A 25,394-nucleotide genomic window follows, 5' to 3' on the forward strand; every position below is an offset into this window, starting at 1 on the left:
GTTCCGCCCAGACCGTCTTGCGCGGGACCGGGCCGGGGACGACGCCCCAGCGGTCGGCCAGTGCCTCGACGATGAGCAGACCGCGCCCGCTCTCCGCGTCGTCGGCGGGGGTGGACGGGGTGGGCAGGCGGTCGCCCCGGGTGTCGGTCACCTCGATCCGCAGCAGTGTGCCCGGGTGGGCCGTGAGGCGCAGCTGGAAGTTCCGTCCCGGTACCCGGCCGTGCACGGACGCGTTGGCGGCCAGCTCAGCGACGATGTGCGCCGCCGACTCCAGGGGCAGGCCCCAGAGGCCGAGATGCGCCACGGTCAGCAGTCGTGCGAGCCGGGCCCCCCGCCGGGTGGGCGAGAGCAGCACGGTGAACGTGCGTTCGGCGGTGAGGTTTCGGGGGGTGGCGGTTTGTGGATTCACGTCACTCAGCGTGGCCGCGCGTGCGTACCGTGAACAGTGATGAGGCCCGTACGTACGGCGGTTGTCCCGTGCTTGTCCACTGCTGTCCCGGCTGTCCGGGGTGACGTGCTGGGGACGTACCGGGTTGAGCAGGTACGGCATGCACGTCGGAAGTGGGGCACGGATGAGCGTGGATGAGGCTGGTACGCGGCAGGTGGACGGCGGGGCGGACGAGCCCGGCTGGGACGTCGATCCCGATGACGAGTCGGGGGTCGCGGTGGTCGCCGCCGTGGGCCGCCAGATCAAGGCCTGGCGGGAGGCGGCCGGGATGCGCGCGGGCGAGTTCGGGGCGGCGATCGGGTACAGCGAGGACCTGGTCTACAAGGTGGAGGGCGGGCGGCGCATTCCCCGGCCGGAGTTCCTGGACAGAGCGGACGAGGTGCTGGGCGCGGGCGGGAAGATCGCTGCGATGAAGCGGGATGTGGCGCAGGTTCGGTACCCGAAGAAGGTTCGGGACCTTGCGGGGGTAGAGGCGAAGGCCGTCGAGATTGCGGCCTACGTGGCGCACGGCCTGCATGGCCTGTTGCAGACTCCAGGCCATGCGCGGGCACTGTTCGAGGCCCGGCAGCCCGCGTACTCGCAGGATGAAGTGGAACGGATGGTGTCCGCGCGCATGGCCAGGCAGTCGATCTTCGAACGGTTGCCTGCTCCCGCCCTCAGTTTCGTGCTGGAGGAGTCGGCACTCAGGCGGCCCATCGGGGGCACAATGGAGTGGCGGCGACAGCTCGAACGGTTGCTGGAGATCGGGCAGTTGCGCAATGTCAGCCTTCAGGTAATGCCTACGTACCGCGAGGCGCATCCAGGGATGGACGGTGACATCGACGTGCTGAAGTTCAAGGACGGTACGGCGGTGGGGCGTTCGCACGGCGCTTTCAGCGGGCGATCGGTGACCGATGGGAGGCAACTTCGCATCCTTGAACTGCGGTATGGCGCCATCCGGGCCGAGGCCCTCACCCCCCGGGAGACTCTGGCCCTCATCGCACAAGTGCTGGGAGAGACATGATCCGCAGGACTTCCGCGCAGGACGTTTCTGAGCTGGCCTGGTTCAAGAGCAGCTACAGCAGCAACGGCAACGAGGGCGACTGTGTCGAGGTCGCGATCACGCCCGGCGCGGTGCACGTGCGCGACGCCAAGAACGTGCGGGGCGCCCGGCTCGCGTTCGCGGCGGGCGCTTGGGCGGGCTTCGTCCCGTACGCCTCCGGGCGCTGACCCTCCTTACGTAGGCGCGCCTCGGGCCCGGGGCGGGAGCGCGGCCGCTTTCAGGCGGGCCCGTCCGCGAACGCCGCGTCCCCGCTCGATCGCAGCGCCGCCAGCCCCACCGGCGCCAGCGACGCGTCCCGGATTCCGCGCAGCAGCTCCGCCCCGATCTCCGCCAGCCGGGGCCCGTCCGGCGGGGTCGCGCCCAGGCCGATCGCGTACCCCGTGCGGCCGTCGGCCGTGACCGGGCGCGGCCAGACGCGGCAGTCGGCGGCGCCCGCCTCGGCGAGGGCGGCGGTCAGGGCGAGGAGCCTGCCGCGCAGTCGGCCTTCGTCCGGGCCGGGGCGGGCGGAGGCGAGGGCCCAGGAGGTGTGGCGGTCCCGCAGCACGGGCGGGGCACAAAGAAGGGGACGAGGGTCGTCACCGTCCTCCGCCGACTCCAGGATCTCCCAGGCCCGGTACAGCTCGGCGGCGAGGAGATCGCGGCCGGCGGCCGAGACCTGCGTGGTGCAGGAACGTACCGGAGCGGTAGGGGTCAGCACCGTGACCGGGTCGCCGGTCGCCGCAGCCCCGCCCACCGGCTCGTCCCAGTCCCACGCCGCCCAGGTCGCGAAGAAGTGCCGGAGCAGTACGAGGGGCGGCAGGTCGCCCGACTCGTGCGCGGTACGGGCCGCGAGGACGGTCCAGGCCAGGCCCGGCAGATCGCCGCAGGGCGCGGAGTCCAGGCCCCGGGCCCGCGCCCAGGCCTTGGCGTCCCGGGCGAGGGATGCGAAGGCCGCCCCGTGGGGTTCCGCCGCCGTGAGCAACGCCGCAGCGTCGCTCACCGCGCTCAGCGCGATCGCCGCCGCCTCGCCCAGTTCCGTGCGGTGGCCGACCGCGTCGGCCGGGGAGAGCGACCCCGTCGCCACCGTGACCAGGTCGACGCTGAGCCCGTCCAGGCGGAAGCGCAGGCCGGGCACCCGGGCGCCCGTCACCTCGCGCACGCACCGGGCCTCGGGGAGCGTGGCGGCCAGCCGTTGCCGCAGCTCCGCCGGGGCGGGCGCGCCGGGCAGTGCGGCCACCAGGTCCAGGTCCGCGTCCGGCAGCGCGCAGCCCATGCGCCGGGAGCCGACGACGTGGACCCGGGCGCCGGGGAGGGCGGCGGCGACCCGTTCCGCGAGTCCTTCCGCTGCCGCTGGTACCGGCGGGCCCAGCTCCACCCGTACCCCGTAGTGGTCGGAGATGTAGAGCCCCGCCGGGCCCGGGGCGTCGCCGGTCAGCTCCGCAGTCCGCGCCCGCAGCCGGTCCGTGCGCAGCAGCACCCGGTCCAGCCGGGAGGCGCGGCCGGAGAGGGAGGAGACGGCTGCCAGGGGGTTCGCGGACGGGTCGAAGGTCGGGGTTGCGTCGGCGGGACCGTGGACCTGGTGCCACGCGTCCGTCATCGCCAGCCGCGTCTGCGGCCGGTCGCCGCCGTCGTTGAAGTCCCCTACGAGCAGCACCTCGCCCTCGACACCGGCCAACCCCGTTGCCAGATCGGCCAGTTCGGTGTCGCGGCGGGCGGCTCCTGCGGGGGAGTGGTCGCTGCTCAGGTGGGTCACGGCCACCGCGACCGGGCAGCCGTCGGCCGTCTCCAACACGGCTGCGGCCACTGCCTTGTGCGGGCCGAGGACGTGCAGCCCCGCCTCGCGCACGGGGAGCCGGCTGAGTAGCAGCAGGCCGCAGTCCGCCACATCCCGGCCCGCCGGTTCGGTGGCGAGCGTGTACCGGTCGCGCACCCAGCCGCAGCCCAGCAGCAGCTCCAGCAGCGCGGGCTCCGCCTCCTGGAGCGCGATGACGTCCGCGTCCGCCGCGTGCAGGGCGTCGAGCAGCAGGGGGCGGCGGCGGGCCGTGTCTATCCGGTCGGCGTCGTACCGGTCCCAGAGGGTGTTCCAGGTCAGCACGGTCACGGAACCGGCACCGGCCCGGCTCGCCTGCCCGGCCGGTGCCGGTTCCCAGGTCTCCGTAGAAGGGGAGTACGCGTGCGGGGTGCGGGATGTGAAGTAAGGGGACGGGAGCCTGCGCGGAGTGCGTATCCGGCCCGCGTCCGTCGCGTCGATCCGGTCGGTGCCCGTGGACCGGTCCCACACCACCTCGCCGTCCGCCTCGAAGAACAGCACCCGGTGCCAGGGGATGTCCCCGCCGGGGGTGAACCGTTCCAGCGGTACGCGCTTGGGGGCGGCGGAGCGCTGGGCGACGCCCAGGACGAAGCGTGCCGGGTCGAACCGGGGGTCCCAGCGGACCCGGTGGTAGATCTCCTCGCTCGTACGCATCAGGCCCGGTCCTCCACCGTTCCGCTGGTGCCGATGTACCAGGTGCGGTGGGCCTGGCCCGGGTACGGCGGTACGAACCGGCGCAGCTGGGAGGCCAGCACCTCCGGGGGGACCGGATGGGCGCGCCGGGCGTTGCGCGCGGTCAGTTCGTCCTCGCCGACCCAGGCCACGGCGTGGGTGAGCAGCGCGTCCCGGCGGTGTGCGGCCGCGTGCACCAGGCCGCGCTGGTGCGGGTTGAGCGAGGTGGCGTCCCAGACCACGGTGGCGCCGGGAACCAGCGCCGCCTCCAGCCGCCGCAGCCCCTCGCGCAGCACGTCGGCGTTGGCGCTCTGGTCGGCGCGCGAGCCACGGGCGAGGCGCAGGTCGTCGAGGGAGATATACGTGTCGGTGCCCGGCAGGGCGCGGCCGAAGGTGCTCTTGCCGCTGCCCGACGGGCCGACCAGGTGGATCAGGCGGGGGAAGCCCCCGTCCCGCCACCGCCAGGTCGCGGCCACCGCTTCCTCCGCGGTGCTGATCCGGCCCAGCGCGTACGCCTCCCGGGCCTGGGCCAGGCAGCGGTCGGCGGCGTCCGGCTCCAGCCCGGCGAACGCCTCCCGCAGTCCTTCCGGTTCGCACACCTCCTGGGCGTGCAGCTGCGACCACTCCACCTGTTCACGGGCCTCCGGGGTCCCGGCCAGCGCGCCGGCCACCGCGTGCAGCACCGGCAGCCGGGCGGCGCGCGACATCCGCGCCAGTCCGCCGCGGCGCTCCTCGTCCGGGTAGGGGCGGTGCAGCGAGGGGGCCAGCCCCACGAGGTCCGCGGTCCGCCGGGCGAGCGGCATGCCGAGCGGGCCCGCCGGCGCGGGCGCCAGTGCGGCCCGCCGGGTGCGGTGCAGCAGGGCGGCCAGCACCCCGGTCAGCCGGTCGTCCCCCGTGAGGCTCAGCGCGTCCAGGGCGTCGGCCGTCGCGAGGGCGGCCGGGGCGTCGCCGGGGGCGGTTCCCACCGCGGTGGCGAGGGCGGCGGGGTCGACCGGGGCGCCCGAGCGCACGTCCCACAGGGCGGCGGACGGCCCCAGCCCGTTCTCCACCACCGCGGCGTGCATCCAGTGGGTGTCCGTACGGACGTGGCCGGGCCGTACCCACTTGCCCACCCGCCGCCCGAACGCGGCGGCCGGAAACCCCTCCGCGGGACGTACGACGTAACCCTCCTGGCGTCCGGTGTCCAGGCGCAGCGCCCGCAGCGTCCGTTCCGCACGGGCGCCGAACACCCCGCGCCACAACACCGGCGGGGTCGGGATGCCCAGGTCGCGCAGGAACGCCACGGTCCGGTCCCAGTCGAGGCAGTGGTCGCCGTCCCAGACGGAGAAGCCGTAGAAGTGGCCCGCCAGGTCCTCGTACGGGATCGAGTGGCGGGCGAACATGTTCTCGCCGCAGATCCGCCGGCCCGCCGGTATGCGGGGGCCGACGCGTCCCTGGAGCGCCTTGACCCGGCCCCGGGAGGGGTGGTGCGCGGAGTCGAGGGAGCGGGCGTGCAGTCCGTCGGCGTACAGCGTGGTGTTCTCGCCGTCCAGCTTCTCGGTGACCACGACCTCCGTGCCGGTGAGTCCGGCGAGGTCCGCGAGGCGCACGTCGTCCGAGGTGGCCCCCGGTGACCAGGGCAGGTGCGGTGTCCGCGGATAGTGCGTACGCATGATCTCTGCCCCCGGTGACGATGCCTTGCCCGGCCGGTCACTGTAGGGGCGGTGAGCTGCGGTACTCGACCGATTTAGCCGCCGGGGGGAGGAGAACGGGGGTTGTGGAGGCGTGCCCGCGTTTGACCATTCATCCCCGGGGGGTAAGATTCCCGGCCGATTGGCCAGGCTCACACCCCGTATGGCACACTGACCAGGTTGCTCGGTTGAGTGTCAATGCTGCGCGCCTCCCGCCGGGAGGACCGGAAGCGAGTCCCACAGTACTCGTCGGCCCCATGGGCCGGACGTACGGGAATCTTTCGGGAAGCAATGTGTGCCACCGGCCAGGCACCCGGTGGGGTTCCTCCCCCGGCATTCGCGGTCTCAGGCCCGCACCCCCTTGGTTGGGATCTTCTTCGGGAGATTTTCGTAGAGGGGATGCGACACGCCCGACCGCGTGGGTCGGAGGCGGAGTATTCAGAACCCCGGGTTCCAGAGCGTTACGAGAGACAGGACTACTAGTAGCCATGGCGGGACAGAAGATCCGCATCCGGCTCAAGGCCTACGACCACGAGGTCATCGACTCCTCGGCGAAGAAGATCGTCGAGACGGTGACCCGCACTGGTGCGTCGGTCGCGGGCCCGGTGCCGCTGCCCACTGAGAAGAACGTGTACTGCGTCATCAAGTCGCCGCACAAGTACAAGGACTCTCGCGAGCACTTCGAGATGCGCACGCACAAGCGCCTCATCGACATTCTCGACCCCACCCCGAAGACGGTTGACTCGCTGATGCGTCTCGACCTGCCGGCTGGCGTCGACATCGAGATCAAGCTCTGAAGGGACGGGCCGAGATGAGCAAGAACATCAAGGGCGTCCTGGGCGAGAAGCTCGGCATGACCCAGGTCTGGGACGAGAACAACCGGGTTGTCCCGGTGACCGTCGTCAAGGCCGGTCCGTGCGTCGTGACGCAGGTCCGTACGAACGACAGCGACGGCTACGAGTCGGTCCAGATCGCCTTCGGCGAGATCGACCCGCGCAAGGTGAACAAGCCCCTCAAGGGCCACTTCGCCAAGGCCGACGTGACCCCGCGCCGCCACCTGGTGGAGCTCCGTACCCCTGACGCCAGCGAGTACACGCTGGGCCAGGAGGTCACTGCCGAGGTGTTCGAGTCCGGCGTCAAGGTTGACGTCACGGGCAAGAGCAAGGGCAAGGGCTTCGCCGGTGTCATGAAGCGTCACAACTTCAAGGGCCTCGGCGCCGGCCACGGCGTCCAGCGCAAGCACCGTTCCCCCGGTTCGATCGGTGGCTGCGCCACCCCTGGGCGTGTCTTCAAGGGCATGCGCATGGCCGGCCGGATGGGTAACGAGCGCGTCACCACCCAGAACCTGACCATCCACGCGGTTGACGCGGAGAAGGGTCTGCTGCTCATCAAGGGCGCGGTCCCCGGTCCGAACGGCGGCCTCGTCCTGGTCCGTACCGCGGCCAAGGGGGCTTGAGGTAATGAGCACCATTGACATCCTTTCGCCGGCAGGCGACAAGGCCGGTACCGTCGAGCTCCCCGCGGAGATCTTCGACGCGAAGACCAGCGTTCCGCTGATCCACCAGGTCGTTGTCGCACAGCTGGCAGCTGCCCGTCAGGGCACGCACAAGACCAAGCGTCGCGGCGAGGTCCGCGGTGGTGGGCGCAAGCCTTACCGCCAGAAGGGCACCGGCCGTGCGCGCCAGGGTTCGACCCGCGCGCCGCAGTTCGTCGGCGGTGGCGTCGTCCACGGCCCGCAGCCGCGTGACTACTCGCAGCGCACCCCGAAGAAGATGAAGGCCGCCGCCCTGCGCGGTGCCCTCTCCGACCGGGCGCGCCACTCCCGCATCCACGTCGTCACCGGCGTGGTCGAGGGTGGAGTCTCCACGAAGGCAGCGAAGTCGCTGTTCGGCAAGATCTCGGAGCGCAAGAACGTGCTCCTGGTCGTCGACCGCAACGACGAGGCCGCGTGGCTCTCCGCACGCAACCTGCCCCAGGTGCACATCCTGGACCCGGGCCAGCTGAACACGTACGACGTGATCGTCTCTGACGACGTGGTCTTCACCCAGGCCGCTTTCGAGTCCTTCGTGTCTGGCCCCCAGACCGCTGAGACCGAAGGGAGCGACGCCTGATGAGCGAGGCGACCGTTACCAGCAAGACCTACTCCGACCCGCGTGACGTTCTCGTCAAGCCGGTTGTTTCGGAGAAGAGCTACGCGCTGCTCGACGAGAACAAGTACACGTTCATCGTCGCGCCCGGCTCCAACAAGACCCAGATCAAGCAGGCCGTTGAAGCGGTCTTCTCGGTCAAGGTCACCGGGGTCAACACGATCAACCGTCAGGGTAAGCGCAAGCGCACCAAGACCGGTTTCGGCAAGCGCGCTGACACCAAGCGCGCCATCGTGACCCTCGCTGAGGGCGACCGAATCGACATCTTCGGCGGCCCGACCTCCTAACGGAGGTCGAGTCGTCCGGAATCGGACGAGGACTGAGAAATGGGTATCCGCAAGTACAAGCCGACGACCCCGGGCCGTCGTGGCTCCAGCGTCGCCGACTTTGTCGAGATCACGCGGTCCACGCCGGAGAAGTCGCTGGTCCGCCCCCTGCACAGCAAGGGCGGCCGTAACAACACCGGTCGTGTGACCGTTCGCCACCAGGGTGGTGGCCACAAGCGCGCCTACCGTGTGATCGACTTCCGTCGTCACGACAAGGACGGCGTGCCGGCCAAGGTCGCGCACATCGAGTACGACCCGAACCGCACCGCGCGCATCGCGCTCCTGCACTACGCCGACGGCGAGAAGCGCTACATCGTCGCGCCGCGTGGCCTGGCGCAGGGCGACCGTGTCGAGAACGGCCCGGCCGCCGACATCAAGCCCGGTAACAACCTGGCGCTGCGCAACATCCCGGTCGGTACGACCATCCACGCCATCGAGCTGCGGCCCGGCGGCGGCGCGAAGTTCGCCCGTTCCGCGGGTGCCTCCGTGCAGCTGCTGGCGAAGGAGGGCACCATGGCCCACCTTCGTATGCCGTCGGGTGAGATCCGCCTGGTCGACGCCCGCTGCCGCGCCACCATCGGTGAGGTCGGCAACGCCGAGCAGTCGAACATCAACTGGGGCAAGGCCGGTCGCATGCGCTGGAAGGGCGTTCGCCCGTCCGTCCGCGGTGTTGCGATGAACCCGGTCGACCACCCGCACGGTGGTGGTGAAGGCAAGACCTCCGGTGGACGTCACCCGGTCTCGCCGTGGGGTCAGAAGGAGGGTCGTACTCGCTCGCCGAAGAAGGCATCGAGCAAGTACATCGTCCGCCGCCGCAAGACGAACAAGAAGCGCTAGGAGCGGGTTTAGATGCCGCGCAGTCTCAAGAAGGGGCCCTTCGTCGACGGCCACCTCGTCAAGAAGGTGGACGTCCAGAACGAAGCTGGCACCAAGAACGTCATCAAGACCTGGTCCCGTCGCTCGATGATCATCCCGGCCATGCTGGGTCACACCATCGCGGTGCACAACGGCAAGATCCACGTCCCGGTGTTCGTCACCGAGTCGATGGTCGGCCACAAGCTCGGCGAGTTCTCGCCGACTCGCACCTTCCGCGGCCACGTCAAGGACGACCGGAAGTCGAAGCGCCGCTAGCGCGGGGTGGAAACGACTATGACTCACACCGAAGGGACAACCATGGAAGCCAGGGCCCAGGCGCGGTACATCCGCGTCACGCCCATGAAGGCCCGCCGAGTGGTGGACCTCATCCGTGGCATGGATGCCACGGAGGCTCAGGCGGTCCTGCGTTTCGCCCCGCAGGCCGCGAGCGTGCCGGTTGGCAAGGTGCTTGACAGCGCCATTGCCAACGCTGCACACAACTACGACCACCCCGACGCCTCTTCGCTGGTCATCAGCGAGGCGTTTGTGGACGAGGGTCCGACCCTGAAGCGGTTCCGTCCGCGTGCTCAGGGCCGTGCCTACCGGATCCGTAAGCGGACCAGCCACATCACCGTGGTCGTCAGCAGCAAGGAAGGAACCCGGTAATGGGCCAGAAGGTTAACCCGCATGGGTTCCGGCTCGGCATTACCACGGACTTCAAGTCCCGTTGGTACGCCGACAAGCTGTACAAGGACTACGTCAAGGAAGACGTTGCCATTCGTCGCATGATGACGAAGGGCATGGAGCGGGCCGGCATCTCGAAGGTCGAGATCGAGCGCACCCGCGACCGCGTCCGCGTTGACATCCACACCGCCCGTCCGGGCATCGTCATCGGCCGCCGCGGCGCCGAGGCCGATCGCATCCGTGGCGAGCTGGAGAAGCTGACCGGCAAGCAGGTCCAGCTGAACATCCTCGAGGTCAAGAACCCCGAGGTGGACGCTCAGCTGGTGGCCCAGGCCGTCGCCGAGCAGCTCTCCTCCCGCGTCTCCTTCCGTCGTGCCATGCGCAAGAGCATGCAGAGCACGATGAAGGCCGGCGCCAAGGGCATCAAGATCCAGTGCGGCGGTCGTCTCGGCGGCGCCGAGATGTCCCGCTCGGAGTTCTACCGCGAGGGCCGCGTGCCCCTGCACACCCTCCGTGCGAACGTCGACTACGGCTTCTTCGAGGCCAAGACGACCTTCGGCCGTATCGGTGTGAAGGTCTGGATCTACAAGGGCGACGTCAAGAACATCGCCGAGGTCCGCGCCGAGAACGCTGCTGCCCGTGCGGGCAACCGCCCGGCCCGTGGCGGCGCTGACCGTCCGGCCGGCCGCGGTGGCCGTGGTGGCGAGCGTGGCGGTCGCGGCCGCAAGCCGCAGCAGTCGGCTCCGGCCGCCGAGGCCCCCAAGGCCGAGGCGTCCGCCGCTGCTCCGGCGGCTGAGAGCACCGGAACGGAGGCCTGACCGAAATGCTGATCCCCCGTAGGGTCAAGCACCGCAAGCAGCACCACCCGAAGCGCAGCGGTATGTCCAAGGGTGGCACGCAGGTTGCGTTCGGCGAGTACGGCATCCAGGCGCTGACCCCGGCGTACGTGACGAACCGTCAGATCGAGTCCGCTCGTATCGCGATGACCCGTCACATCAAGCGTGGCGGCAAGGTCTGGATCAACATCTACCCGGACCGTCCCCTGACGAAGAAGCCTGCCGAGACCCGCATGGGTTCCGGTAAGGGTTCTCCCGAGTGGTGGATCGCGAACGTCAAGCCGGGTCGGGTGATGTTCGAGCTGTCCTACCCGAACGAGAAGATTGCTCGTGAGGCGCTCACCCGCGCTGCTCACAAGCTTCCGATGAAGTGCCGGATTGTTCGGCGCGAGGCAGGTGAGTCGTGATGTCGGCCGGTACCAAGACGTCCGAGCTGCGCGAGCTGGGCAACGAGGAGCTCCTCAACAAGCTCCGCGAGGCCAAGGAAGAGCTGTTCAATCTCCGCTTCCAGGCGGCGACTGGTCAGCTCGAGAACCACGGCCGGCTCAAGTCCGTCCGTAAGGACATCGCCCGGATCTACACCCTGATGCGCGAGCGCGAGCTCGGCATCGAGACGGTGGAGAGCGTCTGATGAGCGAGAAGACTGTGACTGAGACGAACACTGACCGCGGTTTCCGTAAGACCCGTGAGGGTCTGGTCGTCAGCGACAAGATGGACAAGACCGTCGTCGTCGCTGTCGAGGACCGCGTCAAGCACGCGCTGTACGGCAAGGTCATCCGCCGTACGAACAAGCTCAAGGCTCACGACGAGCAGAACGCCGCCGGCGTCGGCGACCGTGTCATCCTCATGGAGACCCGGCCGCTGTCCGCCACGAAGCGGTGGCGCGTCGTCGAGATCCTCGAGAAGGCCAAGTAATTCCTGAGGGGCATTCCCCTCAGGCAGGTTCCGCCAGGCTCGGTGGGGGTTCGCTCCGGTAACGGAGCGGCCCCCGCCGGGAACCGGCAGACGATCAGGAGATAGACGTGATCCAGCAGGAGTCGCGACTGCGCGTCGCCGACAACACGGGTGCGAAGGAAATTCTCACCATCCGTGTTCTCGGTGGCTCGGGTCGCCGCTACGCGGGCATCGGTGACGTCATCGTCGCCACCGTCAAGGACGCGATCCCCGGTGGCAACGTGAAGAAGGGTGACGTCGTCAAGGCCGTCATCGTTCGCACCGTCAAGGAGCGTCGTCGTCAGGATGGCTCGTACATCCGCTTCGACGAGAACGCCGCCGTCATTCTGAAGAACGACGGCGACCCCCGCGGCACCCGTATCTTCGGCCCGGTGGGCCGTGAGCTGCGCGAGAAGAAGTTCATGAAGATCATCTCGCTCGCGCCGGAGGTGCTGTAAGCATGAAGATCAAGAAGGGCGACCTGGTTCAGGTCATCACCGGTAAGGACAAGGGCAAGCAGGGCAAGGTCATCGTTGCCTACCCTGCTCAGGACCGCGTCCTCGTCGAGGGTGTCAACCGGGTCAAGAAGCACACGAAGGCCGGTCAGACCGCTCGCGGTTCGCAGACCGGTGGCATTGTGACGACCGAGGCCCCCGTCCACGTCAGCAACGTGCAGCTGGTTGTTGAGAAGGACGGCAACAAGGTCGTTACTCGCGTCGGCTACCGCTTTGACGACGAGGGCAACAAGATCCGCGTTGCCAAGCGCACCGGTGAGGACATCTGATGACTACCACCACAGCGCCGCGTCTCAAGACGCGCTACCGCGAGGAAATCGCCGGCAAGCTGCGTGAGGAGTTCTCCTACGAGAACGTCATGCAGATCCCCGGTCTGGTCAAGATCGTGGTCAACATGGGTGTGGGCGACGCCGCCCGCGACTCCAAGCTGATCGATGGCGCCGTGCGCGACCTCACCACGATCACCGGTCAGAAGCCTGCCGTCACCAAGGCCCGCAAGTCGATCGCGCAGTTCAAGCTGCGCGAGGGGCAGCCGATCGGCTGCCACGTCACCCTCCGTGGTGACCGCATGTGGGAGTTCCTGGACCGTACGCTGTCGCTCGCGCTTCCGCGTATCCGTGACTTCCGTGGCCTGTCGCCGAAGCAGTTCGACGGCCGTGGCAACTACACCTTCGGTCTCACGGAGCAGGTCATGTTCCACGAGATCGACCAGGACAAGATCGACCGGGTCCGGGGCATGGACATCACCGTGGTCACCACGGCGACCAATGACGACGAGGGTCGTGCCCTCCTTCGTCACCTCGGCTTCCCGTTCAAGGAGAACTGACCGTGGCGAAGAAGTCCCTGATCGCTAAGGCCGCCCGCAAGCCGAAGTTCGGCGTCCGCGGGTACACCCGCTGCCAGCGCTGCGGCCGGCCCCACTCCGTCTACCGCAAGTTCGGCCTGTGCCGCGTGTGCCTTCGTGAGATGGCTCACCGTGGCGAGCTGCCGGGCGTGACCAAGAGCTCCTGGTAATTCTCCTTCGCCCTTTGGGCGTTGGGATTACCCGGAAGCTCTCGGTAAGTATCTGGTCGGCAGGAGCCCGCCCTCACATGCCGTAGGCTTGTGTGGTTGGGCGCCTGCCGCCCTAGACCGACTTACTACGCCGTAGGTCCCCGCACCGCACCCGTCCCGCCACTGAGTGGGGAGAGGGATGGCGCATACAGGAAACCCCGGCGAGAGAGGCCGAAGGCCAACTCATGACCATGACTGATCCCATCGCAGACATGCTCACGCGTCTGCGTAACGCGAACTCGGCGTATCACGACGACGTCAAGATGCCGCACAGCAAGATCAAGTCGCACATCGCGGAGATCCTCCAGCAGGAGGGCTTCATCACCGGCTGGAAGGTCGAGGACGCCGAGGTCGGTAAGAGCCTCGTTCTCGACCTGAAGTTCGGTCCGAACCGCGAGCGTTCGATTGCCGGCATCAAGCGCATCTCGAAGCCGGGTCTGCGTGTATACGCAAAGTCCACCAATCTGCCGAAGGTTCTCGGCGGCCTGGGCGTGGCGATCATCTCCACGTCCCACGGTCTCCTGACCGGCCAGCAGGCCAGCAAGAAGGGCGTAGGTGGGGAAGTCCTCGCCTACGTCTGGTAGTCGGGAACGGAGGAAAAGCTCATGTCGCGAATCGGCAAGCTCCCCATCCAGGTTCCCGCCGGTGTGGACGTCACCATCGATGGCCGCACGGTCGCGGTGAAGGGGCCCAAGGGCACCCTCTCGCACACCGTCGCCGCGCCGATCGAGGTCACCAAGGGTGAGGACGGCGTTCTGAACGTCGTCCGCCCGAACGACGAGCGTCAGAACAAGGCCCTTCACGGCCTGTCCCGCACGCTGGTGGCGAACATGATCACCGGTGTGACCCAGGGATACATCAAGGCGCTCGAGATCAGCGGAGTCGGCTACCGCGTCCAGGCGAAGGGCTCCAATCTGGAGTTCGCCCTGGGCTACAGCCACCCGATCCTCATCGAGGCCCCCGAAGGCATCACCTTCAAGGTCGAGTCGCCCACGAAGTTCAGTGTCGAGGGCATCGACAAGCAGAAGGTCGGCGAGGTCTCGGCGAAGATCCGCAAGCTGCGGAAGCCTGACCCGTACAAGGCCAAGGGCGTCAAGTACGCCGGCGAGGTTATCCGCCGCAAGGTCGGAAAGGCGGGTAAGTAAGCCATGGCATACGGTGTAAAGATCGCCAAGGGCGACGCCTACAAGCGTGCCGCCCTCAAGCGCCGCCACATCCGCGTCCGGAAGCACATCTCCGGTTCGCCCGAGCGTCCGCGCTTGGTTGTGACGCGCTCGAACCGCCACATGGTCGCTCAGGTCATCGACGACATCGCGGGCCACACGCTCGCGTCGGCGTCGACGCTTGACGCTTCCATCCGCGGCGTCGAGGGTGACAAGAGCGCCCTCGCCAAGCAGGTCGGGGCCCTGGTCGCCGAGCGCGCCAAGGCCGCAGGCGTCGAGGCCGTCGTGTTTGACCGCGGTGGTAACCAGTACGCCGGGCGGATTGCCGCTCTGGCTGACGCCGCCCGTGAAGCCGGGCTGAAGTTCTAAGCCCCGGTTCCTACGCACAGCGGACGTAACAGAGAGAGGTAATTCCAATGGCTGGACCCCAGCGCCGCGGAAGCGGTGCCGGTGGCGGCGAGCGGCGGGACCGGAAGGGCCGTGACGGTGGCGCCAGCGCCGCCGAGAAGACCGCGTACGTCGAGCGCGTCGTCGCGATCAACCGCGTCGCCAAGGTCGTGAAGGGTGGTCGTCGCTTCAGCTTCACCGCGCTGGTCGTGGTGGGCGATGGTGACGGCAGCGTCGGTGTCGGATACGGCAAGGCCAAGGAAGTTCCCGCGGCCATCGCCAAGGGCGTTGAAGAGGCCAAGAAGAGCTTCTTCAAGGTTCCGCGTATCCAGGGCACCATCCCTCACCCGATCCAGGGCGAGAAGGCTGCGGGCGTTGTCCTGCTCAAGCCTGCTTCCCCCGGTACCGGTGTGATCGCGGGTGGCCCGGTGCGCGCCGTTCTGGAGTGCGCCGGCGTTCACGACATCCTGTCGAAGTCGCTCGGTTCTTCGAACCCGATCAACATCGTGCACGCGACGGTGGCGGCCCTTCAGGGTCTCCAGCGTCCCGAGGAGATCGCGGCTCGCCGTGGTCTGCCCCTCGAGGACGTGGCCCCCGCCGCTCTGCTCCGTGCCCGAGCGGCAGGTATGTGATGGCTCGCCTCAAGATCACACAGACCAAGTCGTACATCGGCAGCAAGCAGAACCACCGCGACACCCTGCGTTCGCTCGGGCTCAAGCGCCTGCACGACGTGGTTGTCAAGGAGGACCGCCCCGAGTTCCGCGGAATGGCTAACACCGTCCGCCACCTCGTGACGGTTGAGGAGGTCGACTGACATGGCGGAGAACCAGCCGCTGAAGGCCCACGACCTCCGGCCTGCCCCGGGCGCCAAGACCGCCAAGACCCGTGTGGGTCGAGGCGAGGCGTCCAAGGGTAAGACCGCCGGACGTGGCACCAAGGGCACCAAGGCCCGCTACCAGGTTCCGGAGCGCTTCGAGGGTGGGCAGATGCCCCTCCACATGCGTCTCCCGAAGCTCAAGGGCTTCAAGAACCCGTTCCGCACCGAGTACCAGGTCGTGAACCTGGACAAGCTCGCGACGCTCTACCCCGAGGGTGGAGAGGTCACGGTGGCCGATCTGGTCGCCAAGGGTGCGGTGCGCAACAACCACCTCGTCAAGGTCCTCGGACAGGGCGAGATCTCCGTGGCGCTGCAGGTTTCGGTTGACGCCGTCTCCGGCTCCGCCAAGGAGAAGATTGCCGCTGCGGGCGGCACCGTCACCGAGCTGGTCTGAGACAACTCGGACACAAAGGTGGCCTGAACATCCGACCGGGGATGCCTCTCATATGGGGCATCCCCGGTTGGTCGTTCCTAGGGGGGCATGTACGCCGGTAAGGTGGCGTCCGTTGCTGTGGTAAGCCCTGGACGTATGTCGCCCGGGGACCTTTGGCTGTTACGTATTCGTCAATCCTCAAGACCGTCACCTCTACGCATCGCGCGGGGGTCGCAGGAGGCACCGTGCTCACCGCGTTCGCCCGGGCGTTCAAGACGCCCGACCTGCGCAAGAAGCTGTTCTTCACGCTCGGCATCATCGTGCTCTACCGGCTCGGGGCGCATATCCCGGTCCCCGGGGTGAGCTACGAGAACGTCCAGACCTGTGTTGATCAGGCAAGCAAGGGCAACAACAGCCTCTTCGGCCTGGTGAACATGTTCAGCGGTGGTGCACTGCTGCAGATCACGATCTTCGCGCTCGGCATCATGCCGTACATCACGGCCAGCATCATTCTTCAGCTGCTGACCGTGGTGATTCCCCGACTAGAGGCGCTCAAGAAGGAGGGGCAGTCCGGCCAGGCAAAGATCACGCAGTACACGCGTTATCTGACGGTCGCGCTCGCCATCCTCCAGGGCACCGGCCTGGTGGCCACGGCCACCAGTGGCGCACTGTTCAGCGGCTGCCCGGTCGCCGACCAGATCGTCCCGAACCACTCGATCTTCACGACCATCGTCATGGTCACCACGATGACCGCCGGCACCTGCGCCGTCATGTGGCTCGGTGAGCTCATCACCGACCGCGGCATCGGCAACGGCATGTCGATCCTGATGTTCATCTCGATCGCCGCCAGCTTCCCCGGCGCCCTGTGGGCCATCAAGACGAGCGGCAAGCTCGCGGACGGCTGGATCGAGTTCGGCACCGTCATCCTGATCGGCTTCGTGATGGTGGCCCTCGTGGTCTTCGTCGAGCAGGCCCAGCGCCGTATCCCGGTGCAGTACGCGAAGCGCATGATCGGCCGCAGGTCTTACGGTGGTACGTCCACCTACATCCCGCTGAAGGTCAATCAGGCGGGTGTGATTCCCGTCATCTTCGCTTCTTCGCTGCTCTACATCCCGGCCCTGATCGTCCAGTTCTCCAACTCCCAAGCGGGCTGGGCGACCTGGATCAAGGACCACTTCGTCAAGGGCGACCACCCGTACTACATCACCGCGTACTTCCTGTTGATCGTCTTCTTCGCCTTCTTCTACGTGGCGATTTCGTTCAACCCCGAGGAAGTCGCCGACAACATGAAGAAGTATGGTGGCTTCATCCCGGGTATCCGGGCTGGTCGACCTACTGCCGAGTACCTGAGTTACGTACTCAACAGGATCACTTGGCCGGGCTCGCTGTACCTGGGTCTGATCGCTCTTGTGCCAACGATGGCGTTGGCAGGCTTCGGTGGCGCCAACCAGAACTTCCCGTTCGGCGGGACGAGCATCCTCATCATCGTGGGTGTGGGTCTGGAAACCGTGAAGCAGATTGAGAGTCAGCTCCAGCAGCGCAATTACGAAGGGTTCCTCCGCTGATGCGAATCGTCCTCGTCGGCCCGCCGGGTGCCGGCAAGGGAACGCAGGCTGCGTACCTTGCCAAGAACCTGTCGATTCCGCACATCTCCACGGGCGACCTCTTCCGCGCCAACATCAGCCAGGGCACTGACCTTGGCAAGCAGGCCCGCGCCTACATGGACGCGGGGCAGCTGGTGCCGGACGAGGTCACGATCGGGATGGCCAAGGACCGGATGTCCCAGTCGGACGCGGTCAACGGCTTCCTGCTCGACGGCTTCCCGCGCAACGTGGGCCAGGCCGAAGCCCTTGATGTGATGCTCAAGGACGAGGGCGTAAAGCTGGACGCGGTTCTCGACCTCGAAGTCCCCGAGGACGAGGTCGTGAAGCGGATCGCGGGCCGCCGTATCTGCCGCAACGACAGCGCGCACGTGTTCCACGTGACGTACAACCCGCCGAAGACCGAGGGTGTCTGCGACACCTGCGGCGGCGAGCTGTACCAGCGCGACGACGACAGCGAAGAGACGGTCCGCACCCGGCTCGAGGTCTACCACACGCAGACCGAGCCGATCATCGACTACTACAGGGAACAGGACCTGGTGGTCACCATCTCCGCGCTCGGCAAGGTCACCGATGTGACCGAGCGGGCCATGGAGGCGCTTCTGAAGTCCGACGAGGGCTGAGAGCGAACCCCCGTAGTACGTGTTTGTGCAGTCGGCCGCGGCGTCCATGGGCGCCGCGGCCGACTGTTTGCGCCGTATCGTGAAGTACGCCGCACCCGTCACCGTCCATGCAGAAAGGCGCCGCGCAATGGTGCAGATCAAGACCCCCGAGCAGATCGCGAAGATGCGTGAGGCGGGGCTGGTGGTCGCTGCCATTCACGCCGCCACCCGAGAGGCCGCGGTGCCCGGCGCCACCACGCAGGACCTGGACCAGGTCGCCCGCAAGGTGATCGCCGACCACGGCGCGAAGTCGAACTTCCTCGGTTACGGCGGATTCCCCGCGACGATCTGCACCTCGGTCAACGAGGTCGTCGTCCACGGCATCCCGGACGACAAGACCGTCCTCAAGGACGGCGACATCATCTCCATCGACGCCGGCGCGATCATCGACGGCTGGCACGGTGACGCCGCGTACACGGCCTTCGTCGGCACCGGTCACGCTCCGGAGCACGTGGAGCTGTCCCGGGTGACCGAGGAGTCGATGTGGGCCGGTATCGCCGCGATGAAGGTGAACAACCGCCTCGTCGACATCTCGAAGGCGATCGAGTCCTACATCCGCCGCCAGCCCCGCCCGTCGACCGGCAAGTACGGGATCGTCGAGGACTACGGCGGCCACGGCATCGGCACCGAGATGCACATGGACCCGCACCTGCTGAACTATGTCGCCCGCAAGCGCGGCAAGGGCATCAAGCTGGTGCCCGGTGTCTGCCTGGCCATCGAGCCGATGGTCTCCCTCGGCACGGCGCGCACCGAGGTGCTCGCCGACGAGTGGACCGTCGTCACGACCGACGGCAGCTGGTCCTCCCACTGGGAGCACTCCATCGCCCTCACGGAGCAGGGCCCGCTGGTGCTCACCGCACCGGACTGCGGCCGCGAGAAACTGGCGCAGTACGGCGTGGAGGCGGCGCCGGACCCGCTGGGCTGAATGAACCGCACCGCCGCCGCCAGGGTGATTGGGGGCGGGCCGGAGGTCTAAGGATCTCCCGCGGTGGGCAAACTTGACGGATTCGTCTTTTGGAGTCCGCTGACGTAGACTGACTCGTCGGCTCTCGTGCATCAGTGTGCCCGTATGTCTGCACACGAGTGTGCAGAGCCGATCAAGGTAGCCGATTCGAAAGGCGAAGCGTGGCCAAGAAGCAAGGTGCCATCGAAATTGAGGGCACCGTGATCGAGTCTCTCCCGAACGCCATGTTCAAGGTGGAGCTCCAGAACGGTCACAAGGTCCTCGCGCACATCAGCGGGAAGATGCGGATGCACTACATCCGAATCCTTCCCGATGACCGGGTCGTCGTGGAGCTCTCCCCGTACGACCTGACGCGTGGCCGGATCGTCTACCGCTACAAGTAGATCTTGCCCACATCCCGCTTCGGCGGGGTGCTGGCACTGACCCGGAGAACCTGACATCCCATGAAGGTCAAGCCGAGCGTCAAGAAGATCTGCGACAAGTGCAAGGTGATCCGCCGTCACGGTCGGGTCATGGTCATCTGCGACAACCTGCGCCACAAGCAGCGCCAGGGCTGACGCACGACCCCCTCGCATCTCGCAGTACTTCGCGCGACGCACGTAAACGTACATACGCAGTGCCCGTCCAAGCCACGGCTGACGACACCTCCGGCGGGGGCCGGAGACCCGGGCGTACCACCTCTCCCAGCGAGAGGTCGGCGGTCGGGAGTGGCGCTGCGGAAGACCCCCGAAATGACAACTGGAGCCATTGAATGGCACGCGTTTCAGGTGTTGACATCCCGCGCGAAAAGCGCGTGGAGGTTGCCCTCACCTACGTCTTCGGTATCGGGCGCACCCGGTCCAAGGAGATCCTCGCCACCACCGGCGTGAACCCGAACACCCGCGTTCGTGACCTGGCCGAAGAGGACCTGGTCAAGATCCGCGAGTACGTGGACGCCAACCTCCGCACCGAGGGTGACCTCCGCCGCGAGATCCAGGGCGACATCCGCCGCAAGATCGAGATCGGCTGCTACCAGGGCATTCGTCACCGCCGTGGTCTGCCGGTGCACGGCCAGCGCACCAGCACGAACGCGCGTACCCGCAAGGGCCCGCGTCGCGCGATCGCCGGTAAGAAGAAGCCGGGCAAGAAGTAGTCCTCAGCGGACGCACTGCGAACGTCCGGGTTCCCGGACATCCGCAGCATCCAGCGGTCTTCGCTGTAGGACCGATCACCTCCCCTCTCCATCTGGAGTAAAGACATGCCCCCCAAGGGTCGTCAGGGCGCAGCCAAGAAGGTGCGTCGCAAGGAAAAGAAGAACGTCGCTCACGGCCACGCGCACATCAAGAGCACGTTCAACAACACCATCGTCTCGATCACGGACCCCTCGGGCAACGTGATCTCCTGGGCCTCCGCCGGCCACGTCGGCTTCAAGGGCTCGCGCAAGTCCACCCCCTTCGCCGCGCAGATGGCCGCCGAGTCGGCCGCCCGCCGCGCGCAGGAGCACGGCATGCGCAAGGTCGACGTCTTCGTGAAGGGTCCGGGCTCCGGCCGCGAGACCGCGATCCGCTCCCTCCAGGCCACGGGCCTCGAGGTCGGTTCGATCCAGGACGTCACCCCGACGCCGCACAACGGCTGCCGTCCGCCGAAGCGTCGCCGCGTCTGATCCGCAACGGCCGGTGACGGCCGTGCGTCAGTAGCGTGGGTACGGGCGGTATGCCCCCTACGGGGGTGTGCCGCCCGTATCCTTGTTTCATCTGTAGGGCGTCAAATAGTGGGCGCCCACGACTGAAGGATTCACACCATGCTTATCGCTCAGCGTCCGTCGCTGACCGAAGAGGTCGTTGACGAGTTCCGCTCGCGGTTCGTCATCGAGCCGCTGGAGCCGGGCTTCGGCTACACGCTCGGCAACTCTCTTCGCCGTACGCTCCTCTCCTCGATCCCCGGCGCTGCTGTCACCAGCATCCGGATCGACGGCGTCCTGCACGAGTTCACCACCGTGCCGGGTGTCAAGGAGGACGTCACCGACCTCATCCTCAACATCAAGCAGCTGGTCGTCTCCTCGGAGCACGACGAGCCGGTCGTGATGTACCTGCGCAAGCAGGGTCCCGGCCTGGTCACCGCTGCCGACATCGCCCCGCCGGCCGGTGTCGAGGTCCACAACCCGGACCTCGTCATGGCCACGCTGAACGGCAAGGGCAAGCTGGAGATGGAGCTGACCGTCGAGCGCGGTCGCGGCTACGTCTCCGCCGTCCAGAACAAGCAGGTGGGCCAGGAGATCGGCCGGATTCCGGTCGACTCCATCTACTCGCCGGTGCTCAAGGTCACGTACAAGGTCGAGGCGACCCGTGTCGAGCAGCGCACCGACTTCGACAAGCTGATCGTCGACGTCGAGACCAAGCAGGCCATGCGTCCCCGTGACGCCATGGCGTCGGCCGGTAAGACCCTGGTCGAGCTGTTCGGTCTGGCGCGCGAGCTCAACATCGACGCCGAGGGCATCGACATGGGCCCGTCGCCGACGGACGCCGCGCTCGCTGCCGATCTGGCGCTGCCGATCGAGGAGCTGGAGCTCACGGTCCGCTCGTACAACTGCCTCAAGCGCGAGGGCATCCACTCCGTGGGTGAGCTCGTGGCGCGTTCCGAGGCCGACCTGCTCGACATCCGCAACTTCGGTGCGAAGTCGATCGACGAGGTCAAGGCGAAGCTGGCCGGTATGGGCCTGGCGCTGAAGGACTCGCCTCCCGGCTTCGACCCCACCGCCGCGGCGGACGCGTTCGGCGCGGACGACGACGCGGACGCGGGTTTCGTGGAGACCGAGCAGTACTGATTCGCCTCCGGCTGGGGTGCGCGTCCTTGTGACGGGCGCCCCGACCGGGTGAGGGCTCTGTCCTCAATCGCCGGACGGGCTTGGTATTCGAGCCCGTCCGGTACCTGGACTTCCGTGTGGCGACCGCCGCGCGGGAACTGACACCGGTACCTGATACGGCCGGTGCAGCACACAAGGAGAAATACCATGCCTCAGCCCGCCAAGGGCGCCCGTCTGGGCGGCAGCGCTGCGCACGAGAAGCACCTTCTCAACAACCTCGCGAAGGCGCTGTTCGAGCACGGCCGCATCACCACGACCGAGGCCAAGGCCCGCCGCCTGCGTCCGGTCGCCGAGCGTTTCATCACCAAGGCGAAGAAGGGCGACATCCACAACCGTCGCCTGGTGCTGCAGTCGATCACGGACAAGGGCATCGTGCACACGCTCTTCACCGAGATCGCCCCGCGGTACGAGAACCGCCCCGGTGGTTACACCCGTATCACCAAGATCGGCAACCGTCGTGGCGACAACGCCCCGATGGCCGTCATCGAGCTGGTCGAGGCCCTGACCGTGGCGCAGGCCGCCACCGGTGAGGCCGAGGCCGCCACGAAGCGTGCGGTCAAGGAAGACGCCCTCAAGAAGGACGAGACCCCGGTCGAGTCCGTCGAGGACGCCAAGCCGGCCGAGGCCGACGCGGAGTCCAAGGACGCCTGAGCGTTCTGAGACCACTGGACGGGCCCGCATCACCCTTCGGGGCGGTGCGGGCCCGTTCTGCTGTGTACGGATCTTGAGAGGATCGCTGGTGAGTGACGTAGTGGAGCCCGGTTTCGTACGGGTGCGGCTGGACCTGGCCTACGACGGCAAGGACTTCTCGGGCTGGGCGAAGCAGACCAGCCGGCGGACCGTCCAGGGGGAGATCGAGGACGCCCTGCGCACCGTGACCCGGTCCTCGCGGACGTACGACCTGACCGTGGCCGGGCGCACCGATGCCGGGGTGCACGCCCGCGGCCAGGTCGCGCACGTGGACCTGCCGGCCGAGGTGTGGGCCGAGCACGCGGACAAGCTGCTGCGGCGGATGGCCGGGCGGATGGCGCCCGATGTGCGGATCCGGCGGATCGAGGAGGCACCGGCGGGGTTCAACGCCCGCTTCTCGGCGCTGTGGCGCAGGTACGCCTACCGGGTGGCGGACCGGCCGGGTGGGGTGGACCCGTTGATCCGGGGTCATGTCCTGTGGCACGACCGGCCGTTGGACGTCGATGCGATGAACGAGGCGGCGGCGCGGATGACCGGGGAGCACGACTTCGCCGCGTACTGCAAGAAGCGCGAGGGTGCGACGACCATCCGCACGCTGCAGAAGCTGAGTTGGGTACGGGACGAGGCGACCGGGATCATGACGGCGACCGTGCAGGCCGACGCGTTCTGCCACAACATGGTGCGGGCGCTGATCGGCGCGGCCCTGTTCGTCGGGGACGGGCGGCGCCCCGCGGCGTGGCCCGCCGAGGTGCTGGCGGCCCGGGTGCGGGACCCCGGGGTGCACGTGGTGCGGCCGCACGGGCTGACGCTGGAGGAAGTCGCCTACCCGGCCGACGAGTTGCTGGCGGCGCGGGCCGTCGAGGCCCGTAACGTGCGGACCCTGCCGGGGGCCGGCTGCTGCTGACCGGCGGGGCCCGTACGGCGGGTCAGGTCTTGGGGCGTCTGCGCCGCCGCACCGCGCCCGTGAGCGTCGCCGCCACGTGCAGCACCGTAACGCTCAGCAGCGAGGCGCGCACCCAGCCGATCTGCGGACTCCACCAGGCGAGGGCGGTGGCCGCGGCGAGGACCAGCAGGATCAGCGCCCGGACCAGCAGCCAGCGGGGTGTGCGCCGGGGGCGGGGCTCCGGCGGATGGCCGCTGCCGCCCGTGGACATCGTGTCGCGTATCCCCGCCAGGAGTCCGCGCCGGGCCAGCACCCTGGCTCCCGGGAGCTCACCGAGTACCTGGGTCTCCCCGCCGAAGCCCGGTGGTACGGGGGGCAGGCCCAGGGCCGTCACCAGGTCCTCCTGGTGTCCCGCCGGGTCGCCGGTGGCGCGCAGTATGTGGGCGAGCGGGCGCGGGTCGGCCCGCCGGTAGAGGTGCGCCAGGCTCTGCGCGGTGGCCCGGACCTCGGCGTGGTCGGGGGCGGGGGACTCGGTGAGCCAGGTGTGCGCGGCGAGCAGCTTGCCCTGGTGGAGGGCGGTGATGCTGCTGCGTCCCGGAGCGCGGTGCAGGACCAGGGCCGGCCAGCTCTCGCCGGTCGTGAAGGTCTCGGCCGCCGAGGTCAGGGGCTCCTCCGGGAGCAGCGCGGCGCGCCGGCTGCGGACGGCCTCCGGGACCACCTCGACATAGCTGGAGCCCTCACCGGCCGGGGCCGTGCGCAGGGAGTAGCCGCAGAGCAGTGCGGCCTGGGCGACCTCCGCCGGGGGAGCGGGCACGATCGCGACCGCACGCGGGGCCAGCTCCGCCCAGTCCGGGGTGCCGGTGGCGGGCGGCTCGGGCGGGCGGCCGAAGAACGGGATCTGCGAGGCGAGGTCGAGCCGGACGTCCGAGCGGGCGTCGAGGAACTCGGTGAGGGGGTCGCCGAGCCGGGCCCACGGGAACTCGGTGGCGTGCACCCCGATGGCCCGGAACGTGTCGAGGGCCTCGGCCGGCCGGTCCGCCATGATCAGCAGCAGGGCCAGCTCGTTGCGGAAGCCGGCCGCCTCGGGGTCGCCCGCCGCGTAGCTGCCGGAGAGGCTCAGGGCCCGGCTGAGGGCCGCCTCGGTCTCGGGGCCGTACGGGTCGGGGCCGTCGGGCTCGTCCTGCTCGGACAGCCGGTACTCCAGCGCCGCCCGGAGCGGCAGCGCGTGCAGCTTCGAGCCGGGCGGGGCCGAGTCCGCCACCCGCTCCGCGTACCGGAACATCTCCTCGTGCGAGCCGTACCACGTGGCGCACAGGTACTCCAGGGCCTGCTCGTGGCAGCCGAAGTGGTGCGGGTCGCGGGCCCGCGCCTCGGCGAGACACGCGTCGAAGACCTCGCGCGGGGCCTGGATGGAACGGGCGTGCGTGAGGGCGATGCGCCACGGGACCGGGTCGGCGGGGTTCAGCTCGGCCGCGGCGCCGATCACCGGTACGGCGTCCTCCAGGAGCGCGAAGAAGGCCTGGAACCGGTCGCGTTCCACGTCCTCGGCGCCGGCGTCCGTCCGTATCCCCCAGGCCTGGTGGAGCTGGAAGTCGGCGACGACGAGGATGGCGTCCGGGTCCCCGGGCGACTCCTGTGTCCAGTTCTCCAGCCAGCCGTCGTGGTGCAGCGCGGTCCGGGCCAGCCGGCTCACGCACGCGTCCCTGCGCTCCCACTGGGCGTGCGTCCGGGTCGAGGCGAGGAGCTCCCGGGCCGGTGCGTGGTCGCCGGCCACCGCCGCGGCGACGGCGGCGCGCAGCGGGGCGTCCGGGGCGTCGAGGGCCACGGCCTCGTCGGGCGCGAGGTCGGTGCCGATCGCGTCGCGGTGGCGCACGACGCGCAGGAACGCGAGCAGGAAGGCAAGGCGCACAGCGGCGGATCCCCCGCATCCGGAAGAGGTGACTGAACGGAGTGGCTGACGGAGGGACGGGTGGGGACGCGAC

General features: G+C 68.5%; 37 protein-coding genes. 33 read left to right on the forward strand and 4 right to left on the reverse strand.

Translation table 11 applies throughout. The annotated features are described in order from the left end of the window. Nucleotides 1–409: ATP-binding protein (locus J1C73_RS24545; protein ID WP_207318312.1), on the reverse strand; the 409-nt coding region annotated here is incomplete at its 3' end. Nucleotides 410–572: 163 nt separating this feature from the next. Between J1C73_RS24545 and J1C73_RS24550 the strand changes: the two genes are divergently transcribed. Continuing rightward, nucleotides 573–1,451: a helix-turn-helix domain-containing protein gene (locus tag J1C73_RS24550; RefSeq protein WP_207318313.1), complete on the forward strand. Its 879-nt coding sequence runs from the start codon at nucleotides 573–575 to the stop codon at nucleotides 1,449–1,451. Then, nucleotides 1,448–1,657 (forward strand): DUF397 domain-containing protein, encoded by a 210-nt coding sequence (locus J1C73_RS24555; protein WP_207318314.1) that lies wholly within the window; start codon nucleotides 1,448–1,450, stop codon nucleotides 1,655–1,657. Before J1C73_RS24550 ends, J1C73_RS24555 begins: the two co-directional genes overlap by 4 nt. A gap of 50 nt (nucleotides 1,658–1,707) precedes the next feature. Here J1C73_RS24555 and J1C73_RS24560 read toward each other — a convergent pair whose 3' ends face one another. Next, nucleotides 1,708–3,933, reverse strand: coding sequence for a poly(A) polymerase (locus tag J1C73_RS24560; protein WP_207318315.1), 2,226 nt, complete (start codon nucleotides 3,931–3,933; stop codon nucleotides 1,708–1,710). After that, the gene (locus J1C73_RS24565) at nucleotides 3,933–5,603 is read right to left on the reverse strand and encodes an RNA ligase family protein (protein ID WP_207318316.1); all 1,671 of its coding nucleotides are present in this window, start codon (nucleotides 5,601–5,603) and stop codon (nucleotides 3,933–3,935) included. The genes J1C73_RS24560 and J1C73_RS24565 overlap by 1 nt, the downstream gene beginning before the upstream one ends. A gap of 506 nt (nucleotides 5,604–6,109) precedes the next feature. On the opposite strand from J1C73_RS24565, the gene rpsJ reads away from it, so the two are divergent. The 31 genes from rpsJ to truA all read left to right on the forward strand — a co-directional run bounded on the left by rpsJ (nucleotide 6,110) and on the right by truA (nucleotide 23,433). Beyond that, on the forward strand, nucleotides 6,110–6,418 hold the full coding sequence (rpsJ, locus tag J1C73_RS24570; RefSeq protein ID WP_003948644.1) for a 30S ribosomal protein S10: 309 nt from the start codon (nucleotides 6,110–6,112) through the stop codon (nucleotides 6,416–6,418). A 14-nt stretch (nucleotides 6,419–6,432) separates the two neighbouring features. Continuing rightward, nucleotides 6,433–7,077 (forward strand): 50S ribosomal protein L3, encoded by a 645-nt coding sequence (gene rplC / locus J1C73_RS24575; RefSeq protein WP_014154591.1) that lies wholly within the window; start codon nucleotides 6,433–6,435, stop codon nucleotides 7,075–7,077. A 4-nt stretch (nucleotides 7,078–7,081) separates the two neighbouring features. Further along, nucleotides 7,082–7,732 (forward strand): 50S ribosomal protein L4, encoded by a 651-nt coding sequence (gene rplD, locus J1C73_RS24580; RefSeq protein ID WP_123461065.1) that lies wholly within the window; start codon nucleotides 7,082–7,084, stop codon nucleotides 7,730–7,732. Next, a complete protein-coding gene (rplW, locus tag J1C73_RS24585) occupies nucleotides 7,732–8,055 on the forward strand; it encodes a 50S ribosomal protein L23 (RefSeq protein WP_014154589.1) in 324 nt (107 codons plus the stop codon). The genes rplD and rplW overlap by 1 nt, the downstream gene beginning before the upstream one ends. A gap of 39 nt (nucleotides 8,056–8,094) precedes the next feature. Then, the gene (gene rplB, locus J1C73_RS24590) at nucleotides 8,095–8,931 is read left to right on the forward strand and encodes a 50S ribosomal protein L2 (RefSeq protein WP_123461066.1); all 837 of its coding nucleotides are present in this window, start codon (nucleotides 8,095–8,097) and stop codon (nucleotides 8,929–8,931) included. Between the two features lie 12 nt (nucleotides 8,932–8,943). Beyond that, nucleotides 8,944–9,225 (forward strand): 30S ribosomal protein S19, encoded by a 282-nt coding sequence (gene rpsS / locus J1C73_RS24595; protein ID WP_015610726.1) that lies wholly within the window; start codon nucleotides 8,944–8,946, stop codon nucleotides 9,223–9,225. Between the two features lie 42 nt (nucleotides 9,226–9,267). Further along, nucleotides 9,268–9,615: a 50S ribosomal protein L22 gene (gene rplV, locus J1C73_RS24600; protein ID WP_073733141.1), complete on the forward strand. Its 348-nt coding sequence runs from the start codon at nucleotides 9,268–9,270 to the stop codon at nucleotides 9,613–9,615. Continuing rightward, nucleotides 9,615–10,451, forward strand: a complete 837-nt coding sequence (gene rpsC, locus J1C73_RS24605) for a 30S ribosomal protein S3 (protein ID WP_123461067.1) — start codon at nucleotides 9,615–9,617, stop codon at nucleotides 10,449–10,451. The genes rplV and rpsC overlap by 1 nt, the downstream gene beginning before the upstream one ends. Nucleotides 10,452–10,456: 5 nt before the next feature. Beyond that, nucleotides 10,457–10,876 (forward strand): 50S ribosomal protein L16, encoded by a 420-nt coding sequence (gene rplP / locus J1C73_RS24610; protein ID WP_003966953.1) that lies wholly within the window; start codon nucleotides 10,457–10,459, stop codon nucleotides 10,874–10,876. After that, nucleotides 10,876–11,100, forward strand: a complete 225-nt coding sequence (rpmC, locus tag J1C73_RS24615; protein WP_024494976.1) for a 50S ribosomal protein L29 — start codon at nucleotides 10,876–10,878, stop codon at nucleotides 11,098–11,100. The genes rplP and rpmC overlap by 1 nt, the downstream gene beginning before the upstream one ends. After that, nucleotides 11,100–11,384 carry a 30S ribosomal protein S17 gene (gene rpsQ, locus J1C73_RS24620; RefSeq protein ID WP_024494977.1) on the forward strand — a complete coding sequence of 95 codons (285 nt, stop codon included), beginning with the start codon at nucleotides 11,100–11,102 and terminating at the stop codon, nucleotides 11,382–11,384. The genes rpmC and rpsQ overlap by 1 nt, the downstream gene beginning before the upstream one ends. Nucleotides 11,385–11,491: 107 nt before the next feature. Next, the gene (gene rplN / locus J1C73_RS24625; RefSeq protein ID WP_003966950.1) at nucleotides 11,492–11,860 is read left to right on the forward strand and encodes a 50S ribosomal protein L14; all 369 of its coding nucleotides are present in this window, start codon (nucleotides 11,492–11,494) and stop codon (nucleotides 11,858–11,860) included. A 2-nt stretch (nucleotides 11,861–11,862) separates the two neighbouring features. Next, complete coding sequence (gene rplX / locus J1C73_RS24630; RefSeq protein ID WP_018550616.1) at nucleotides 11,863–12,186, forward strand: 50S ribosomal protein L24; 324 nt, start codon at nucleotides 11,863–11,865, stop codon at nucleotides 12,184–12,186. After that, nucleotides 12,186–12,743, forward strand: coding sequence for a 50S ribosomal protein L5 (gene rplE, locus J1C73_RS24635; protein WP_018550615.1), 558 nt, complete (start codon nucleotides 12,186–12,188; stop codon nucleotides 12,741–12,743). Before rplX ends, rplE begins: the two co-directional genes overlap by 1 nt. 2 nt (nucleotides 12,744–12,745) lie before the next feature. Beyond that, a complete protein-coding gene (locus tag J1C73_RS24640; RefSeq protein ID WP_024491590.1) occupies nucleotides 12,746–12,931 on the forward strand; it encodes a type Z 30S ribosomal protein S14 in 186 nt (61 codons plus the stop codon). Nucleotides 12,932–13,155: 224 nt separating this feature from the next. Next, entirely contained in the window at nucleotides 13,156–13,554 is a 399-nt protein-coding gene (rpsH, locus tag J1C73_RS24645; protein WP_024491591.1) for a 30S ribosomal protein S8, read from the forward strand. Between the two features lie 21 nt (nucleotides 13,555–13,575). Beyond that, nucleotides 13,576–14,115: a 50S ribosomal protein L6 gene (gene rplF, locus J1C73_RS24650; RefSeq protein WP_207318317.1), complete on the forward strand. Its 540-nt coding sequence runs from the start codon at nucleotides 13,576–13,578 to the stop codon at nucleotides 14,113–14,115. Nucleotides 14,116–14,118: 3 nt separating this feature from the next. Next, the gene (gene rplR, locus J1C73_RS24655) at nucleotides 14,119–14,502 is read left to right on the forward strand and encodes a 50S ribosomal protein L18 (protein WP_024491593.1); all 384 of its coding nucleotides are present in this window, start codon (nucleotides 14,119–14,121) and stop codon (nucleotides 14,500–14,502) included. A gap of 47 nt (nucleotides 14,503–14,549) precedes the next feature. Next, nucleotides 14,550–15,152, forward strand: coding sequence for a 30S ribosomal protein S5 (gene rpsE, locus J1C73_RS24660; RefSeq protein ID WP_123461068.1), 603 nt, complete (start codon nucleotides 14,550–14,552; stop codon nucleotides 15,150–15,152). Next, the gene (rpmD, locus tag J1C73_RS24665) at nucleotides 15,152–15,334 is read left to right on the forward strand and encodes a 50S ribosomal protein L30 (RefSeq protein ID WP_024491595.1); all 183 of its coding nucleotides are present in this window, start codon (nucleotides 15,152–15,154) and stop codon (nucleotides 15,332–15,334) included. Before rpsE ends, rpmD begins: the two co-directional genes overlap by 1 nt. 1 nt (nucleotide 15,335) lies before the next feature. Next, entirely contained in the window at nucleotides 15,336–15,791 is a 456-nt protein-coding gene (gene rplO, locus J1C73_RS24670) for a 50S ribosomal protein L15 (protein ID WP_123461069.1), read from the forward strand. A gap of 224 nt (nucleotides 15,792–16,015) precedes the next feature. Further along, nucleotides 16,016–17,335: a preprotein translocase subunit SecY gene (gene secY / locus J1C73_RS24675; protein WP_123461070.1), complete on the forward strand. Its 1,320-nt coding sequence runs from the start codon at nucleotides 16,016–16,018 to the stop codon at nucleotides 17,333–17,335. Further along, complete coding sequence (locus J1C73_RS24680; protein ID WP_207318318.1) at nucleotides 17,335–17,994, forward strand: adenylate kinase; 660 nt, start codon at nucleotides 17,335–17,337, stop codon at nucleotides 17,992–17,994. The genes secY and J1C73_RS24680 overlap by 1 nt, the downstream gene beginning before the upstream one ends. 127 nt (nucleotides 17,995–18,121) lie before the next feature. Then, a complete protein-coding gene (map, locus tag J1C73_RS24685) occupies nucleotides 18,122–18,958 on the forward strand; it encodes a type I methionyl aminopeptidase (RefSeq protein WP_207318319.1) in 837 nt (278 codons plus the stop codon). A 200-nt stretch (nucleotides 18,959–19,158) separates the two neighbouring features. After that, a complete protein-coding gene (gene infA / locus J1C73_RS24690; RefSeq protein ID WP_003956442.1) occupies nucleotides 19,159–19,380 on the forward strand; it encodes a translation initiation factor IF-1 in 222 nt (73 codons plus the stop codon). Between the two features lie 60 nt (nucleotides 19,381–19,440). Then, nucleotides 19,441–19,554 carry a 50S ribosomal protein L36 gene (rpmJ, locus tag J1C73_RS24695; protein WP_003956441.1) on the forward strand — a complete coding sequence of 38 codons (114 nt, stop codon included), beginning with the start codon at nucleotides 19,441–19,443 and terminating at the stop codon, nucleotides 19,552–19,554. Nucleotides 19,555–19,748: 194 nt separating this feature from the next. Next, nucleotides 19,749–20,129 carry a 30S ribosomal protein S13 gene (gene rpsM, locus J1C73_RS24700; RefSeq protein ID WP_014047799.1) on the forward strand — a complete coding sequence of 127 codons (381 nt, stop codon included), beginning with the start codon at nucleotides 19,749–19,751 and terminating at the stop codon, nucleotides 20,127–20,129. A 105-nt stretch (nucleotides 20,130–20,234) separates the two neighbouring features. Continuing rightward, the gene (rpsK, locus tag J1C73_RS24705; RefSeq protein ID WP_003956432.1) at nucleotides 20,235–20,639 is read left to right on the forward strand and encodes a 30S ribosomal protein S11; all 405 of its coding nucleotides are present in this window, start codon (nucleotides 20,235–20,237) and stop codon (nucleotides 20,637–20,639) included. A gap of 138 nt (nucleotides 20,640–20,777) precedes the next feature. Continuing rightward, nucleotides 20,778–21,800 carry a DNA-directed RNA polymerase subunit alpha gene (locus tag J1C73_RS24710; RefSeq protein WP_024491600.1) on the forward strand — a complete coding sequence of 341 codons (1,023 nt, stop codon included), beginning with the start codon at nucleotides 20,778–20,780 and terminating at the stop codon, nucleotides 21,798–21,800. A 186-nt stretch (nucleotides 21,801–21,986) separates the two neighbouring features. After that, a complete protein-coding gene (gene rplQ / locus J1C73_RS24715; protein ID WP_123461073.1) occupies nucleotides 21,987–22,490 on the forward strand; it encodes a 50S ribosomal protein L17 in 504 nt (167 codons plus the stop codon). An 88-nt stretch (nucleotides 22,491–22,578) separates the two neighbouring features. Beyond that, entirely contained in the window at nucleotides 22,579–23,433 is an 855-nt protein-coding gene (gene truA / locus J1C73_RS24720) for a tRNA pseudouridine(38-40) synthase TruA (protein WP_207318320.1), read from the forward strand. A 22-nt stretch (nucleotides 23,434–23,455) separates the two neighbouring features. On the opposite strand, the gene J1C73_RS24725 is transcribed toward truA, so the two are convergent. Next, nucleotides 23,456–25,321, reverse strand: coding sequence for a hypothetical protein (locus J1C73_RS24725; protein WP_207318321.1), 1,866 nt, complete (start codon nucleotides 25,319–25,321; stop codon nucleotides 23,456–23,458). Nucleotides 25,322–25,394: the final 73 nt, after the last annotated feature.

The sequence above is a fragment of the Streptomyces laculatispora genome (assembly GCF_017353455.1).
Classification (GTDB): domain Bacteria; phylum Actinomycetota; class Actinomycetes; order Streptomycetales; family Streptomycetaceae; genus Streptomyces; species Streptomyces laculatispora.

Excerpts from the sequence above, each read along its gene's own strand:
- J1C73_RS24550 (WP_207318313.1), top strand. The coding sequence starts at position 573 with ATGAGCGTGGATGAGGCTGGTACGCGGCAGGTGGACGGCGGGGCGGAC.
- J1C73_RS24555 (WP_207318314.1), top strand. The coding sequence starts at position 1,448 with ATGATCCGCAGGACTTCCGCGCAGGACGTTTCTGAGCTGGCCTGGTTC.
- J1C73_RS24560 (WP_207318315.1), bottom strand. The coding sequence starts at position 3,933 with ATGCGTACGAGCGAGGAGATCTACCACCGGGTCCGCTGGGACCCCCGG.
- J1C73_RS24565 (WP_207318316.1), bottom strand. The coding sequence starts at position 5,603 with ATGCGTACGCACTATCCGCGGACACCGCACCTGCCCTGGTCACCGGGG.
- rpsJ (WP_003948644.1), top strand. The coding sequence starts at position 6,110 with ATGGCGGGACAGAAGATCCGCATCCGGCTCAAGGCCTACGACCACGAG.
- rplC (WP_014154591.1), top strand. The coding sequence starts at position 6,433 with ATGAGCAAGAACATCAAGGGCGTCCTGGGCGAGAAGCTCGGCATGACC.
- rplD (WP_123461065.1), top strand. The coding sequence starts at position 7,082 with ATGAGCACCATTGACATCCTTTCGCCGGCAGGCGACAAGGCCGGTACC.
- rplW (WP_014154589.1), top strand. The coding sequence starts at position 7,732 with ATGAGCGAGGCGACCGTTACCAGCAAGACCTACTCCGACCCGCGTGAC.
- rplB (WP_123461066.1), top strand. The coding sequence starts at position 8,095 with ATGGGTATCCGCAAGTACAAGCCGACGACCCCGGGCCGTCGTGGCTCC.
- rpsS (WP_015610726.1), top strand. The coding sequence starts at position 8,944 with ATGCCGCGCAGTCTCAAGAAGGGGCCCTTCGTCGACGGCCACCTCGTC.
- rplV (WP_073733141.1), top strand. The coding sequence starts at position 9,268 with ATGGAAGCCAGGGCCCAGGCGCGGTACATCCGCGTCACGCCCATGAAG.
- rpsC (WP_123461067.1), top strand. The coding sequence starts at position 9,615 with ATGGGCCAGAAGGTTAACCCGCATGGGTTCCGGCTCGGCATTACCACG.
- rplP (WP_003966953.1), top strand. The coding sequence starts at position 10,457 with ATGCTGATCCCCCGTAGGGTCAAGCACCGCAAGCAGCACCACCCGAAG.
- rpmC (WP_024494976.1), top strand. The coding sequence starts at position 10,876 with ATGTCGGCCGGTACCAAGACGTCCGAGCTGCGCGAGCTGGGCAACGAG.
- rpsQ (WP_024494977.1), top strand. The coding sequence starts at position 11,100 with ATGAGCGAGAAGACTGTGACTGAGACGAACACTGACCGCGGTTTCCGT.
- rplX (WP_018550616.1), top strand. The coding sequence starts at position 11,863 with ATGAAGATCAAGAAGGGCGACCTGGTTCAGGTCATCACCGGTAAGGAC.
- rplE (WP_018550615.1), top strand. The coding sequence starts at position 12,186 with ATGACTACCACCACAGCGCCGCGTCTCAAGACGCGCTACCGCGAGGAA.
- rpsH (WP_024491591.1), top strand. The coding sequence starts at position 13,156 with ATGACCATGACTGATCCCATCGCAGACATGCTCACGCGTCTGCGTAAC.
- rplF (WP_207318317.1), top strand. The coding sequence starts at position 13,576 with ATGTCGCGAATCGGCAAGCTCCCCATCCAGGTTCCCGCCGGTGTGGAC.
- rplR (WP_024491593.1), top strand. The coding sequence starts at position 14,119 with ATGGCATACGGTGTAAAGATCGCCAAGGGCGACGCCTACAAGCGTGCC.
- rpsE (WP_123461068.1), top strand. The coding sequence starts at position 14,550 with ATGGCTGGACCCCAGCGCCGCGGAAGCGGTGCCGGTGGCGGCGAGCGG.
- rpmD (WP_024491595.1), top strand. The coding sequence starts at position 15,152 with ATGGCTCGCCTCAAGATCACACAGACCAAGTCGTACATCGGCAGCAAG.
- rplO (WP_123461069.1), top strand. The coding sequence starts at position 15,336 with ATGGCGGAGAACCAGCCGCTGAAGGCCCACGACCTCCGGCCTGCCCCG.
- J1C73_RS24680 (WP_207318318.1), top strand. The coding sequence starts at position 17,335 with ATGCGAATCGTCCTCGTCGGCCCGCCGGGTGCCGGCAAGGGAACGCAG.
- map (WP_207318319.1), top strand. The coding sequence starts at position 18,122 with ATGGTGCAGATCAAGACCCCCGAGCAGATCGCGAAGATGCGTGAGGCG.
- rpmJ (WP_003956441.1), top strand. The coding sequence starts at position 19,441 with ATGAAGGTCAAGCCGAGCGTCAAGAAGATCTGCGACAAGTGCAAGGTG.
- rpsM (WP_014047799.1), top strand. The coding sequence starts at position 19,749 with ATGGCACGCGTTTCAGGTGTTGACATCCCGCGCGAAAAGCGCGTGGAG.
- rpsK (WP_003956432.1), top strand. The coding sequence starts at position 20,235 with ATGCCCCCCAAGGGTCGTCAGGGCGCAGCCAAGAAGGTGCGTCGCAAG.
- J1C73_RS24710 (WP_024491600.1), top strand. The coding sequence starts at position 20,778 with ATGCTTATCGCTCAGCGTCCGTCGCTGACCGAAGAGGTCGTTGACGAG.
- rplQ (WP_123461073.1), top strand. The coding sequence starts at position 21,987 with ATGCCTCAGCCCGCCAAGGGCGCCCGTCTGGGCGGCAGCGCTGCGCAC.